General features: G+C 59.1%; 11 protein-coding genes, 1 tRNA gene, 1 pseudogene and 1 riboswitch. Of the genes and pseudogenes, 2 read left to right on the top strand and 11 right to left on the bottom strand.

Annotation, left to right across the window (positions count from 1 at the left end; genetic code table 11):
* Positions 1–211 precede the first annotated feature (211 nt).
* The 5 genes and pseudogenes from BSK43_RS19310 to BSK43_RS19290 form a co-directional block, all read right to left on the bottom strand.
* Positions 212–1198 (bottom strand): iron ABC transporter permease, encoded by a 987-nt coding sequence (locus BSK43_RS19310; RefSeq protein WP_348641760.1) that lies wholly within the window; start codon positions 1196–1198, stop codon positions 212–214.
* A gap of 91 nt (positions 1199–1289) precedes the next feature.
* Entirely contained in the window at positions 1290–2249 is a 960-nt protein-coding gene (locus BSK43_RS19305) for an ABC transporter substrate-binding protein (protein ID WP_077468894.1), read from the bottom strand.
* A gap of 20 nt (positions 2250–2269) precedes the next feature.
* Positions 2270–3052 carry an ABC transporter ATP-binding protein gene (locus tag BSK43_RS19300; protein WP_077468896.1) on the bottom strand — a complete coding sequence of 261 codons (783 nt, stop codon included), beginning with the start codon at positions 3050–3052 and terminating at the stop codon, positions 2270–2272.
* Positions 3053–3061: 9 nt separating this feature from the next.
* On the bottom strand, positions 3062–3472 hold the full coding sequence (locus tag BSK43_RS19295; protein ID WP_077468898.1) for a DUF1636 domain-containing protein: 411 nt from the start codon (positions 3470–3472) through the stop codon (positions 3062–3064).
* 107 nt (positions 3473–3579) lie between these two features.
* Positions 3580–3797, bottom strand: a riboswitch (cobalamin riboswitch).
* 157 nt (positions 3798–3954) lie between these two features.
* A pseudogene (locus BSK43_RS19290) lies at positions 3955–5369 on the bottom strand (FAD/NAD(P)-binding protein).
* Positions 5370–5389: 20 nt separating this feature from the next.
* Here BSK43_RS19290 and BSK43_RS19285 point away from each other — a divergent pair.
* Positions 5390–5674 carry a hypothetical protein gene (locus BSK43_RS19285; protein WP_136687113.1) on the top strand — a complete coding sequence of 95 codons (285 nt, stop codon included), beginning with the start codon at positions 5390–5392 and terminating at the stop codon, positions 5672–5674.
* Positions 5675–5962: 288 nt separating this feature from the next.
* Complete coding sequence (locus tag BSK43_RS19280; RefSeq protein ID WP_077468903.1) at positions 5963–7180, top strand: SfnB family sulfur acquisition oxidoreductase; 1218 nt, start codon at positions 5963–5965, stop codon at positions 7178–7180.
* Between the two features lie 17 nt (positions 7181–7197).
* On the opposite strand, the gene BSK43_RS19275 is transcribed toward BSK43_RS19280, so the two are convergent.
* The 6 genes from BSK43_RS19275 to BSK43_RS19250 form a co-directional block, all read right to left on the bottom strand.
* Positions 7198–7668 (bottom strand): Rrf2 family transcriptional regulator, encoded by a 471-nt coding sequence (locus tag BSK43_RS19275; protein WP_077468905.1) that lies wholly within the window; start codon positions 7666–7668, stop codon positions 7198–7200.
* A 207-nt stretch (positions 7669–7875) separates the two neighbouring features.
* On the bottom strand, positions 7876–9336 hold the full coding sequence (locus BSK43_RS19270) for an FAD/NAD(P)-binding protein (protein ID WP_136687111.1): 1461 nt from the start codon (positions 9334–9336) through the stop codon (positions 7876–7878).
* A gap of 1126 nt (positions 9337–10462) precedes the next feature.
* A tRNA-Lys gene (locus BSK43_RS19265) sits at positions 10463–10538 on the bottom strand.
* A gap of 124 nt (positions 10539–10662) precedes the next feature.
* Positions 10663–11580 (bottom strand): PhzF family phenazine biosynthesis protein, encoded by a 918-nt coding sequence (locus BSK43_RS19260; RefSeq protein WP_169055430.1) that lies wholly within the window; start codon positions 11578–11580, stop codon positions 10663–10665.
* A 68-nt stretch (positions 11581–11648) separates the two neighbouring features.
* Positions 11649–12389: an NUDIX hydrolase gene (locus tag BSK43_RS19255; protein ID WP_077468908.1), complete on the bottom strand. Its 741-nt coding sequence runs from the start codon at positions 12387–12389 to the stop codon at positions 11649–11651.
* Complete coding sequence (locus tag BSK43_RS19250; RefSeq protein ID WP_077468910.1) at positions 12386–13501, bottom strand: endonuclease/exonuclease/phosphatase family protein; 1116 nt, start codon at positions 13499–13501, stop codon at positions 12386–12388. Before BSK43_RS19250 ends, BSK43_RS19255 begins: the two co-directional genes overlap by 4 nt.
* Positions 13502–13510 lie beyond the last annotated feature (9 nt).

Below are 13510 nucleotides of genomic sequence, written 5' to 3'. Positions count from 1 at the left end.
GAGTCGTCCTGATTGTGATTGCGAACTTCATAGTCTTTACGCGTACGCCTTGTAAGACAAAGAAAGGCGACACAAAGGCATTTCCCGCCTTATCAGGCTCTATCGCCCCGTCCAAGGCCGTACACCGTCCATTTTCACCTCGCCGACCCCGCAAGCATCGTGCATCGCCTGCGGGAAATAGGCCGCCGAAGTATCTTGGCAATGGCCTCGCTTAGCTCTGGCCCCTTCGCAAGATCAGGATGAAGGCTATGCCGCCGACCAGTCCGGTGACAATGCCGATCGGCATGTCTTCCGGCGCCATGATCAAGCGCGCGACGATATCCGCCCAGATCAGGATCAACGCTCCGAAGACAGCACTCAGCGGCACGACACGAACATTGTCGCCACCAGCAATCAGACGCACGAAATGCGGCACCATAAGCCCGATGAAACCGATAGCGCCGGAAAACGCGACCATTACGCCCGTCAGCAAGGCCGTGGTGACAAACAATAGCAGCCGGAACTGCTTGACCGCTATGCCCAGCGTCGTTGCCGTCTCATCGCCCATGGCGAGCGCATTCAGCTCCCTCGCCTTTGGAATAAGCAACACGAGGCAGAAGAACAATATGCCGGCCGGATAGACGAGGTGCTGCCATTGCGCCAACCCCAATCCGCCGAGCATCCAGAAGACCACAGTGTTAGTCGCCCGCGGATCGCCCAGGAAAATCAGCAGATTGCCGAGCGCGGTAAAGACGAAAGCGACAGCCACCCCTGAAAGGACCAACCTGTCTGCCGATTGGGATCGCGTCAGATGCGTGGTGAGGCCGACTGCCCCAGTCGCGAGCAGCGCGCCCGCGAAAGAAAACAACGGCACCGTCAACAGGCCGAGGATCAGCCCGGTATGCAGCAATGCCAGAATGGCACCGAATGCTGCCCCTGAGGAAACGCCGAGAAGATGCGGGTCCGCCAGCGGATTGCGCGTCAGGGCCTGAAGCACGGCGCCGGTGACGGCAAGCCCCGCCCCGACCAGCGCCGCCAGTATGACGCGCGGAAAGCGCACATCCCAGACGATACTCTCCTGGCCCTTCGACCATCCGACAATAAACATGCCTGCATGCAGTTTATTGCCGACGATCGACCACACGGTCGAAAATGGAATGGGCGCGGCCCCGAGCGAGACCCCGGCGGTGATCGACAGGACAAGGCCGATAGCGAGCAATGGAATGAGAATGGAGAGCTGAGGCGCATATTCAAATCTGTAAAAAGAGATCCGCCCACTGATGGACTGGACGGACCTGCATTGGCGACAATCACATCGCGTTCGGATGAAACGCCTTTGCCAGGGTCGCAATGGCCTCGATATTGCGCGGCCCCGGCGTCGCCTCGACATAGGGCAACACGACGAAGCGGTCGTTCTTGACGGCATCGATATTCTTGAAAGCCGGATTACCCTTGAGGAACGCGATCTTCTGCGCCGCAGTCACCTGACCATAATCGACGATGACGATGGCCTCCGGGTTCTTCTCGATGACCGGCTCCCAGGAAACCTCCGTCCAGCTCTTCTCGACGTCCTCCATGACGTTGATCCCGCCTGCGGCTTCGATCAACGCTGTCGGAATACCGTAGCGACCGGATGTGAACGGCTTTTCCTCGCCGGAGTCATAGACGAAAACGCGGGTCGGCTTGTCGACATGGCCGATCTTTGCCTGGATCTCGGCGAGCTGCTTGCGATAGCTCGCCACCAGTGCTTCCGCCCTATCCTCGACACGGAAGATCTTGCCGAGATTGAGCAGATCCACGAACATGTCGTCCATGGTCGGCTTGTTCTTCTGCATGACGAAGATGCAGGATTCCGTCAGCTCGTAGACCTTGATGCCGAAGGGCGCCAGCGTTTCCGGCGTGACCTCGCCACCGACCTTCATGCCATAGTTCCAGCCGGCGAAATAGAAGTCAGCATTGGCGCCGAGCAGCACTTCCTTGCTCGGATATTTCGGCGACAATTCAGGGAGTTCCTTGACGCCGTCGCGCAGCTTCTCGTCCAGGGTCTTCCAGCCGGAAATGCCGGTATAGCCGACCATGCGGTCCTGAAGCTTCAGGGCCAGCATCATTTCCGTCAGGTTGACGTCATTCGAAACCGCCCGCTCCGGGGCCTTGTCGAAGGTGACATCGCGATTGCAGCTGCGCACGGTGACCGGTTCGGCCATTGCTGCGCCCGCGAGAAATGTGCCCACCAGCAAGGCGGCGGCGGATAGGGAAAAACGAGAAAACATCAATGACTCCAATGATCGAATTATCTGAGGGAAAAGGAGAAGCGCCTGCTGTCGCCGCGATCAGCCTGATGCAGGCTGGCACCGACACGGAATGCGGAAGAAATATGTTCCACGGTGAGGACATCGTCAGGCTGGCCATGCCCCGTAAGCCGCCCGCAATCGAGCACGGCGACATGCGTGGCGAAATCGGCGGCCAGATTGATATCGTGAAGCGTGGTGATGATCGTCCGGCCAAGACCTTTCAGCAGCTCGAGTATCTCCAGCTGGTGACGGATATCGAGATGGTTGGTCGGCTCGTCGAGAATGATCAGCTCCGGCTCCTGCGCCAAAGCACGGGCGATCAGCGCCCGCTGCTTCTCGCCGCCGGAAAGCGAAATGAACTGCCGTGACGCCAGGCTATCCAGCTCCAGGCGCGCAAGCGCATTCACTGTTACCTCATGATCGCGCTCGCTCCAGCGCGCCATGCCCTTGCGGTGCGGAATGCGGCCCATCAGCACCACGTCCCGCACGCTGAAGGGAAAATCGCTCGGCGTCTCCTGCGGCACGACGGCGATGCGCTGTGCCGCCTGCCGTGGACCGAGGGACCAGAGGTCGACGCCATCAAGGCGCACGCTGCCGCGATGCGGTTTGAGACCGCGATAGAGGCAACGCAGCAGCGTCGACTTGCCGGCGCCGTTTGGGCCGATGATGGCCAATCGACCACCGGCTTCAATGGACAAAGTGATACCGCTGATGATGGGCATGCCTTTTTGGACACCCCAGGTGACGCCCTCAGCGTCGAGTCTTGCGCTTCCTTCCGGCATGGTCACCTCCTACTGCAGCGATACCGACTGACGCTCGGCCGAGACGATGGCGGCGGGAATGCGCGCCAAAGTCTTGCCCCCAAGCGTCCTCGGACGTTCGCTCTCACGCGTCAGTCCGTCGGGCCGGTCGCGATAGAGCTGCGCGAAGGAGACGAGCGCACCGATGTCCGCACCGTCCTCGATGTCACCGAAGAGGTACGTTGCTTTCGCCGTCGCCTGAAAGGAGACCGTGCAGGGCCGTTCGCAGCCTGCCATGCAGACGCTGCCTTCAAGGCTGAAATCATCGGAGAGCGCGCCAGCCTGGGCCATGGCCGCCTGCAGATGCTTCAAAAGATCGAGACCCGGCCGGCACGGCTTGCCGACATGACGGCAGCTGGTGCACACGGTGATCCGGTGCGTCGTTTCTCTTGCATTGTCCATGGAGTGCCTCCCGGAGATCTCGCCGGAGGCAAAGTCAATATAGGGCCAGCGGACGCAATGGCGTCCCCGCCCAACCACTGAATTTTCATCGGAACACCCCGTCCGTTGCGGTTGATATCGTCGATGGCAGGTCTCCTGGCTCGCGGGTCATAGCTCGTTCGCGCCTTCCCGGCTTGACGCCAGTGGCATGCTGCGAACGCGCTCTCCGCTTACAGTTGCGGGGGCAGCCACGGTTTTGGCCCCTGATGTGTAATCCGCACCGTGTTCCCTTTTCAGCCACCCGCCGGATTGCTCCGGCGGCAGCACCATCTGCGGCATTCATCTCATAGAAAGCGGAAGCGGGCAACGGCGATGTTCGTTTGTCCTGGGCGACAGTAATAGCATTCTTGTTACGTTATTACATAACTTATCACAAGTCGCTTTCTTCCGAAACGTCATCTCTTTTGGAAATGACGGACCTCATCTGGACATTCAAGAAACAGCTACACCGCCTTGCATTGCGGATGAAAACGCTCCGCCATGCTTTCGGCGGCCGCATAGGCCTGCGTCACGATCTCCGGCACCAGGTCGATATCCGGAAGACTGCCGAGCCCGAGCGGGCCGATGGCAAAAAGCCCTTCCGTCGTGCGGCCGTCCACCTCAAGCGCACCCGTCGCCTCGACGGCAAGACCGAGCCCGAGTTCGTCCGGCACGGCAAGACCGGCCTCGATCAGATTCCGCAATAGCGGAACACTGAGATCGGCTGACTGGCAGCGACAGTCGACCACGTCATCGGCATAGAGCTGCTCGGTGTCCTGTCGTCCGGCCGGCCTCAGTACCAACCCGGTCGGCGTGCGGCGGATCAGGTGGCCACGCCTGAGTAAGGTGTTGCCTTCGGCCAGCTCCTGTTGCAGGCGAACATGCAGCGCCTCGGGCAGCCTATTGCGATGGCTGTCGTAGAGCGCGCGAAGATGGCGATTGAACTGCTGCTTCTGGCCTGCGGGCAGCGAGCGCCAGAGCGAGCGCGCATGCTTGCGCAGACCGTTCATGATCGATTGCCAGCTCTGACCGTTAGCTTCCGCACCATCGCAAGCCTTGCGAATGAAACGGACGATCTCGCTCAGCTGATTGGGCATCTCGTCGGCGGGAAAGACCGGATCGGCATTGTTGCGCGTATGGCTCTGCGGCAGGAAACCGCGTCGCGAAACGATGGAGATCTGGCCGGTATAGCCATTGTCGCGCATCTGCAGAAGCCGGTCGACGACGCGCAGGCCGCTGCGAGCAGGATCGTGTGCGGCCGCGACACCAGGCGGCGCGCCCGCACTGTCGTCGGAATGTTCGCCAGGTCGCTGGCCGGTGATTGCTGGTCGGTCATGCCGTAGCCGGTAGCGAGTACGACCATGTCGAACGGCGCATTCGCGGCCCCGTCGCTGTCCACCACGAAACGATTGCCGCGAATACGGCGAACCCCGAAGACCAGCTCGCTGCTGACCTGCACCGTGACATCCCGTCGCGATGAGAAGGCCTCCGAAAATCGCTGATAGACATAATCGCTGAAAATGCTCTTCGGCACGAAGATCTGCAGAAAACCCGGGATCGCTGCCGGAACCGCGCTGCGGAAGGGCGCATTGGCGCTAAGCCATTGATTGAAATCGTCTGGATCGCCCGCCGAGACGGAAAGATCGCGAACACGGCTGTTCAGGATTTCGCTGCTATGGCCGGACGCCAGCGCCTGACCGCCGCTAACGCTGGAATTAGGATCGAACAGCTGCAGATGAAAGGGAAACCGCACCGTCTTCATCAGCGCGATCGCCATCATCATGCCGGAGAAACCACGCCCGACAACGGCAATGCGGGGCATCGCATAGCCCCTGCCCGCCACATCCGCCTTCGCGGAAAATAATCCCTGAACCGTCATATCAACTCCTGGAGCGAGAGGTGGTCGATCATGCCTTTCTTGGGCTTTTTCACTGCACTGCCTGCGAAACCCTGAACTCCGATGTTCAGCACCTGACAGCCACCAAGCTGCGGTTCATGAAACGCACGGAAGCCACAGCGGTTCTCAAAATTCGGCGCATCCCTTTCAATCGGGTTTCTATTCCGCTGCTGAAGGATGCTAACGCGGGTCCAACTCCGGTCCGAAACCAGATGCCCGCAATCGGCTGCCCAAATGACGCCTGTAAAAAAGGGCAACAGGATTATTGCTATAGTCTACTTATTTAGTCGTATATGAAAGCGCGAAAACGCGCCGCTAGCAAGTGCTTTCTTTTCAGCCGGACGATAGCAGCCGCTCAGATGGCCACGCCATGATGCCAAACACCCAGTGGCTATGGATCTCTTGCCGACCACTGCGCAATATCCCGCCGAGTGCTCACAATTTGTTCGTTCGATGCCTATCACGGCCAACGGCGCGGTATGCGTAAGCGCAGAAAATCCGTTGTACACGACACCCATGGAAATTAAGATGGCACCGATTTGCCTTGCCAGAAGCATCGGCCGATGGAGTGACGAATGGGGACTGTTTCGCAGTTGCACGAACGCGTCAGGCCGCCCGCGCATCGCATTCAAAGCGAAGAGGAAGCGCTCGATATCGCGCGGTCCCTGGCCGCAAACTTCGCCCAGCAGGCGAGCGATCGCGACGTCAACCGCGTTCTACCCTATGACGAAATCGAGGCTCTATCCCAATCCGGCCTGCTCGGAATATCCGTGCCCTCGGAACATGGCGGCATCGACATTTCCAATTCGGTGCTGACTGAAGTCGTCGCCATTCTCGCCGAGGCCGACCCTTCCATCGCGCAGATTCCGCAAACGCATTTCCATGTGCTGGAAGCGGTGCGCGTCGGCGGCAGCGAGGAGCAGAAGGCTTCGCTTTTCGCGAGAGCCATCATTGGCGACCGTTTTGGCGGCGTATTCCCGGAAAACGATGCGGGCGCAACGGGTCATGACGATCTGCATCTGACATCGGACGGGCCGGGCTATCGCCTCAATGGCCGGAGCCTGCGTTCCGCCAGCGTGCTGTTTTCCGACTGGATTGCCGTTTTTGTAACGGAAGAAAGTGGCGAGGTCACCGTTGCCATCATTCCGCGGAACACCGAGGGCACCCAGATCATCGATGACTGGGATGGCTTTGGCCAACGCACCTCCGGAAACGGCACGACCATCCTTCATAATGTCTATCTTGGTGCCGATTCCGTTCTGTCACATCGCGAGAAGCCCGGGCATCCCACAGTCACCGAGTCGGTGAGCCAGCTCACCCATGCAGGCATCAATCTCGGCATAGCCCGATCCGCGCTGGCGGCGACCATCGACTTTGTCCGCACGCATCCGCACCCATGGGCAGACGGCGAGTGCAAGCGCGCCGCGGACGATCCGCTCATCATCACCAGGATAGGAGAAATTGCCGTTCGTATTGAAGCGGCGACAGCGATCTTGGAGCGCGCCGGCAGCAAGATCGATGCCGCCCAGATCAATCTCACCGAGGATCATGTGATCGACGCCGTGCTTTGCGTCGCGGCGGCCCAGACGATGACGGCGGAGATCGCCATGGAAACGGCCAACACGCTGTTTGATCTGGCCGGCACATCGGCGGCCCGCATCGGCCTCAATCTCGACCGCCATTGGCGCAACGCCCGAATTCACACGCTGCACGACCCAGCGCGCCGGAAATACAGCGTCGTCGGCAATTATCATCTCAACGGCATAAAGCCATCGAAGAGTTCATCGCCCTGAACGATAGTCGGGGTAGGTCAGCCGATGTTTGAGGCGCGGTAGTCTTTCCGCTCCTCGATCTCGATGCCCGAACCGCCGCCAGCAACGAACTGTTCCAGCGTCATGTTATCGAGAATCTCGGCAATGGCATCGCGGACCTCCGTCATGGAGCGCCGCACCTGACAGCGCTCCGGATCCGAACAGTCGTCGCAGGCTTCATAGGCCGTGCGGCTGGCGCAGCGGATCGGCGCCAATGGGCCGTCCAGCGTGCGAATGACATGACCGATGCGGATGTCCGACGAGGGGCGGGACAGGGAATAGCCACCGCCTGGCCCCTTCTTGGAGCGAAGCACGCCGGCATTGCGCAACTCGAGCAGGATGGTATCGAGGAATTTCTTCGGAATGTTATTGCGCTGGGCAATATCATTGATGAACGCGGTTTCGCCCGGCGCGAGGCGAGCCAGATCCACCAGCGCCTTCAATCCGTATTTTCCTTTTTTCGTAAGCATCGCTATCCGCTTTACTGCAAAGTCAATTGTTGGAAACCCGGCCTGGGTTCAAGTGAGACTCACCCAGCCGATCTTGTCATCATGGATTGCCGAAGTAACCCTGCCATCTCCGACGAACAAGACAATAACTCACAAATTGTATAGTTTATATGAGTAAATTTAGGCAAATGTATCGCCCAAGCAACGATTTTGCGGCTTTTCTTGGATTTAGGCGGCGCTACTGTCCAAATATGCCTTGTGTGGCTTACCCGCGTGTTCGTCAATTGCGCCCGCCAGCTGTTCGGCAACGAGAACTGCATGCTCGATCACCTCTGGCAGCCCCATCAGCTCGCCGAAGGTTCCGCGCGCCAGGGGTCCCGAGATGAACAAGGACGGCACGATCTCGCCATCCGCATCGAGCGCCCGCGATTGCATATCGCAGGCGAGCCCCAAGCCGGCTTGATCCATGGCAAGACAACCGTCTCCCGCCAACTCGCCGATCCAACCCTGCGATTGCAGAATTCCGCGATGACCGGGGCCGGTGGTGACGACAACGGCATCGAATTGCCTCTCGACAGTCCGGTCCGAGCGGCTGAGGCGAAGCCTGCAATCGATAATGCCTTCAGCCGCCTTAACAGAAGCCACCGAGGCGGCCAGTACCTCCAGCCGGCCGGTACCGATCGCCCGCTCGCTGACTGCCTCCACCTGCGGTGCCACGCGAAAACGATGCACATCCCAGAAAGGCCGCAAGTGCCTGACGACGCGGCGTCGCTCTTCGATCGGCAAGGCATTCCACAAATGCCGCCCCTGCCCGCGCACCTGATCGATAACACCATGCCAGCTGCGCCCCTCGCCTTCCGCTTCCCGGATGGCAGCACGCACGCGTCTTAGAAGCGAGACTGCCGTTCGCGAGGGATGACTGGCGAAATCGCCGAACAGCTCCTGCTTTACAGGCGCATGGCCGCGCGAACGCAAGCCCCTGCGGGATATGGCTGTGATGGGGCCTTTGTGGCCCCGCAATTCAAGAGAGGCGATGACATCGGCCGACGTCAATCCGTTGCCGACCACCAGCACGCGATCATCGGCGCGGATGGCCGCAAGCACATCCCGCTTCGTCGGATCCGCGACGAAACGCGGATGATCGGCAAGCGCATCCTGCAGCAATCGCGGCGGCAGGGGCGATGGATGGCTGGTGGCAATGACGAGAATATCCGCGTCCACCTCCTGCCCTGCATCGCCGGTAACCACCCAGCGATGATCCCACCGGCGGATGCGCTCGACACCCTGCTGGACATGGGTCAGACGCCCATCCTCTACGAAAGGGCGTATCATGCTATTGATATAATTGCCGAAAAGAGCGCGGCGCGGAAAGAGCCCGCCATTGGCTGCGACCGCCACTTCGTCACCGGCCAATGCGTCCCGCTCCAAGAGCCAGCGTTGAAAATGCTCAAGGTCATCAGGCAGAATACTCATCTTGGCCGCCGGCACGTTGATGCGATGGGCGGGATCTTGCGTGTCGTAGGCAAGCCCGGTCCCCAGACGCTCCCGCGGCTCGAATATGAACAACTGGCCAGGCTGTAAAGACCGGTGTTGCAGCAGATGGAAGGCGACAGCCGCGCCGGATACTCCACCGCCGACGATGGCGATAACAGGCAGTTCCCGAGCCTCATGGTCAGAGCCAATAGTCAATCGCCAACTCCTTCCAAATTGATCGGCATTATGAGCTCATCGCCCGCCGAACAACAGCAATTTCCATAGCCGCAAGAAATATACTCTATAAATTTTATTGACAATAAGATCCAGGGGCGAACAAGCGCTTGCCTTGCAACCAGACCCCACCGGGCGGCCGCGATAAGGCTTTGCAAACAAGTATTTAATTGTGCCCCGCACAACATTGTTTTTGCACCGCAGGATGTAAAAAACTTGGCATACAACGAACAAAAGAACATACTAATAATTGTTCTGATCCGTTTTCTCTCGGGAGGAGAAACATCATGGAACTGCTTCGTCTACTCACCGCCTTCGATTATACGCTGATGCTGCTTTTGGTGGTTATCTTTGTATTCAGTCTGATGGAAGGTGGGCACAAAAAGCATTGAACTTGTGCCGCTGAAGGCCAGGCCTGCGGGGGATTAACGGCCTCATAAATAGCTGCGTTCAATTGGTTGGCGAGATAGGCAAGCCGGCTGTTGGCACACAGAACATAGAGTGGTGCCATCACAGTAAGGAGTTGATCGCTAAATCGTCCGCTGGCGGCTGGTCCAGCTTCCCCGCATTTCTTCAACCCATCATAGCGCGAACCGTATCCAGGCTTGCGGCATATTGTGGAGGTGCGAGCTCATGATGAGCACCGGTCGCACACCGCCACTCCCCCCGGCCGCCGAAACCCGTGTCACGCCGCGTGTCACGCGACAATTAGCTTGCTCTACTCTACATGGCTCCCAGCCACTCTGAAGGCATGTCTTTTTGGGAGCGAATTGATGAGAACTTCGGTCTTGACTGTTTTGACAGCATGCAGCGGCGCGATTGCGCTCACCCTTATCGTCGTAGGGTTCTTTCACTGACATCGGCACGGATAGACAACGCTGCTCCGTTCCAAATTATTTCTCGTTGAATAACGCGTGCCGACCTGAGGCACGCCTCGCCGTTCATGGCCGTTCATGTATGAGACGACGTGGGGTCGATCATCCCCGAGCACTACCTAGCCGGGCAGGAAGCAGCCGAGCTTGTCCGCTTCCGAGAAGGAAATCTGAAATTCAAAAGCCGCCATTCTCTTAAAATGACGGCTTACAAATCAGCGCTAAGTAGTTGAATTTGGTGGGTGATGTAGGGCTCGAACCTACGACCCGCTGATTAAGAGTCAGCTGCTCTACCAACTGAGCTAATCACCCGTACCGCTTGCTGGCGGCGTGATCGGGCATATAAATAGGATCGCTTTGATTGTCCAGCGGCCAAGCGAATTTTCTTTGATTATTTCTCAAAAAAATTTCACAGAGCGCCGAAAACCCTGCAAAATCAAAGCTCAAGAATTCCTGACGCGATACGCACCGCTTGTCCACCGATCCTGGCATTTGCGATCTGGCCACCATCGACATCAAGGTGAAGGTGAATCATCGAGGGCCGCCCCATCTCTATGCCCTGCTCGATGATCATGGGATGATGCCCGTCGGGCAATCCGTCGAACTGATTGATCGCGCCGGATAGCGCCGCCACCGCCGCACCCGTCGCCGGGTCCTCGACGATGCCCATTCCGACAGGGAACATACGCGCATGAAACTTGGCGGCGTGATTGACCCCACCACGACAATAGACGAAGGCCGAGGCAAGCGCGCCGTCGACAAAGGGAACCGTTTTCTCCCAGAGCTGAAGATCGAATTCCAGCCGTTCGGCGGCCCCGACATCATGCACGGGCACCAGAAGGAAGGGCACGCCGGCGGTCCAGATCGACGGCACGTGATTCTCAAAGCCGATCTCGGTGATTTTCAGGCTGAGCGCATTGGCGATACCTGCCCTGTCGAGCGGCAAGAGGATCTGCTGCGATTTCTTCGGCAGATCGAATTCGGCGAAGCTCGCCCTGTTCTGGCGCAGTCTGATCGCACAGCGCACCGGTCCGACGCGTTCATCCAGCACGGAAACAAGATCGAGATCGCCGCCATGGCTGGCATGGGTCTTCTCTGCAAGCGCGATCGCCGTTCCGACGGTGGGATGGCCCGCGAAAGGCAACTCGCGGCCGGGCGTGAATATTCTAAGATTGGCGGTATGCGCCGGGTTCTGCGGCGGCAGCACGAACACTGTCTCGGAAAGGTTCATTTCCCTGGCGATCGCCTGCATCGCCTCGTCGCTCAAACCATCGGCATCGAAGATGATTGCGAGCGGGTTGCCCGCCAGCTTGCTGTCGGTGAACACATCATAGACACTGTAACTGCGCGCCAATCCGGCCTCCATCCATGCTTCCAGACCTAATTATTCATAACGGCAAGCGACTCCAGCGCAAGCCCAAGCTATTTTCCCGTGCCGAAGAACCAGGCGAGAATGGGCAGCATCGCCACACTATAGTGATGCGCTGTCGAATCGGCCGATCGAATGGCGACAACTCCGTCGACCTCGTCCTCTTCCGAGACCAGCATATGCGCCTCGATCCGCCGCAGCATATCCTCAGCTATCCAGGGAAAGCGGAAAACGCGGAAAACGGTGACCGAACGGTTCACATGCGTGCCATAATAGTCAGGATCGGCGACCGCATCGTTAAGATCGAGGCCGGTTTCCTCCAGGACCTCGCGCCGCATGTTGCCCTCGACATCGCAATGCCCGTCGACGATGTCATGTTCATCCATCGACCCGGCAGCGCAATAGATTTGGCCGGGGTTGGCCGTATGCGGTGCCATGCGGATCGCGATGATCGCGCCGTCCGACGAAACTGCGACGGCAAAGGCAAACAGATGAAAACCGCCCGGCTCTCTCTGCTTGCGCCACCAGAGAAAGGTGGAAAACGGCGTCACATAGGCTTCGCCCTTCACCACACCATCGGCAAGCGAAAGCCGGTGCTGGAAGATCATGCGGCCGTCGAAGAGTGCGGGGTTGGCGGCGATCTCCCTTGCCCAGTTCTCCCGCGCGGCATCCAATTCACTGAGATGAAACGGGTGCTCGCCGGGCAGCACGGCAAGATCGATATGAGAGACGGGAAATACGCTATTTTCCGGCGGCCAGCCGGCCATATCATTCTGCAATTCTGAAATACTCATTTCAAATCCAATGTCATGACAACGGGGCAATGGTCGGAGGCTTTCGGCCTGTCCCAGCCGACGCGCGGATAGCGCTCCACCTCCTGCCCCGGCGGAAATATGGTTCGGAAAGGTTGGCCGGAGCGGACGATATCAGGAGTGCGTGTCGCGTTAGCACGGGCCAGAGCCGGAGACAGCCAGATGTAGTCGAGCTGGCAGAGCCGCTGCTCCTGCGGCCCGCGCGCATGGTAAAGCGTCCAGCGGTCGAGCTCGTCCCGGCGATGCATGATGTTTTCGGCAAAGCCGTCCTGGCTGAAGACATCGAGCGCGCTCTCATTTTCCTCCGCCCGCGGCTCGAAGCGATAGCCCGTGTGGCGCGTGCCGATGACATCGATCCACTCCTGATAGTCGTTCATATCGCCGCAGATGGCGAAATTCTTCGTTGCCGTATGGCCGGCGCCGAAGCGGTCTTCGATGATGCGGCGAACGGCCATCGTCTCGGCGCGACGCACCGGCATGGTCGCCTGGCGGCCATCGACACCCTCGCGCGCCGGTCCCATCGATTTCAGATGCACGACATAGAGCGAGAACGGCACGCCGCCGATATGGAGATGCAGTTCCAGGCAATCGCGCTTAAAGATCTTGTCTTCCGCGTGATGGCCGAGCGCTGCCAGCTCGTCGTTGAAAAGACCGAAATCGCCATAAGTCACCATGGCGTGACTCTTGATGTCATCGAGCACGATCGGCTGCCCGTCACGCGTTTCCTCGCGCATCATTACGGCGACATCGATGCCACGGCTGTCATTGCCCTCGATCAGGAATTTCTGCCGATAGCCGTTGCCGACCATGCGGTAGAGATAGCCGTATTCGAACGCCTGCAGCGCCGCCATGTTGTCCACCTCCTGCAGGCAGATGATGTCGGCATCAGCATCGGCAATAGCGAGCGCCGTCATCTGCCTTGTGTCGTCGGCGGCAGCAACCACACGAGCCGCTTCCAGCTGCTGATAGACATTCTCGTTGCGGACATCGAAGAGCTGCAGCACGCGATCCTGGCGCAGTTGGTTGCGAAAACCGGTGTAATCGAAGCGGGTCAGCAGGTTTTCGACGTTGAAGGTCGCAAGGCGCAGGGACATGAAGCATTC

The organism is Rhizobium sp. P44RR-XXIV (assembly GCF_001999485.2).
GTDB lineage: Bacteria > Pseudomonadota > Alphaproteobacteria > Rhizobiales > Rhizobiaceae > Rhizobium.
Note: the sequence above shows the minus strand (reverse complement) of the source record. Positions and strands in the feature narration are given on the sequence as shown.

Coding starts and splice junctions, on each gene's coding strand:
- BSK43_RS19250 (WP_077468910.1), bottom strand. CDS start 13,501: ATGTCCCTGCGCCTTGCGACCTTCAACGTCGAAAACCTGCTGACCCGC.
- BSK43_RS19275 (WP_077468905.1), bottom strand. CDS start 7,668: ATGCTTACGAAAAAAGGAAAATACGGATTGAAGGCGCTGGTGGATCTG.
- BSK43_RS19255 (WP_077468908.1), bottom strand. CDS start 12,389: ATGAGTATTTCAGAATTGCAGAATGATATGGCCGGCTGGCCGCCGGAA.
- BSK43_RS19300 (WP_077468896.1), bottom strand. CDS start 3,052: ATGCCGGAAGGAAGCGCAAGACTCGACGCTGAGGGCGTCACCTGGGGT.
- BSK43_RS19305 (WP_077468894.1), bottom strand. CDS start 2,249: ATGTTTTCTCGTTTTTCCCTATCCGCCGCCGCCTTGCTGGTGGGCACA.
- BSK43_RS19295 (WP_077468898.1), bottom strand. CDS start 3,472: ATGGACAATGCAAGAGAAACGACGCACCGGATCACCGTGTGCACCAGC.
- BSK43_RS19280 (WP_077468903.1), top strand. CDS start 5,963: ATGGGGACTGTTTCGCAGTTGCACGAACGCGTCAGGCCGCCCGCGCAT.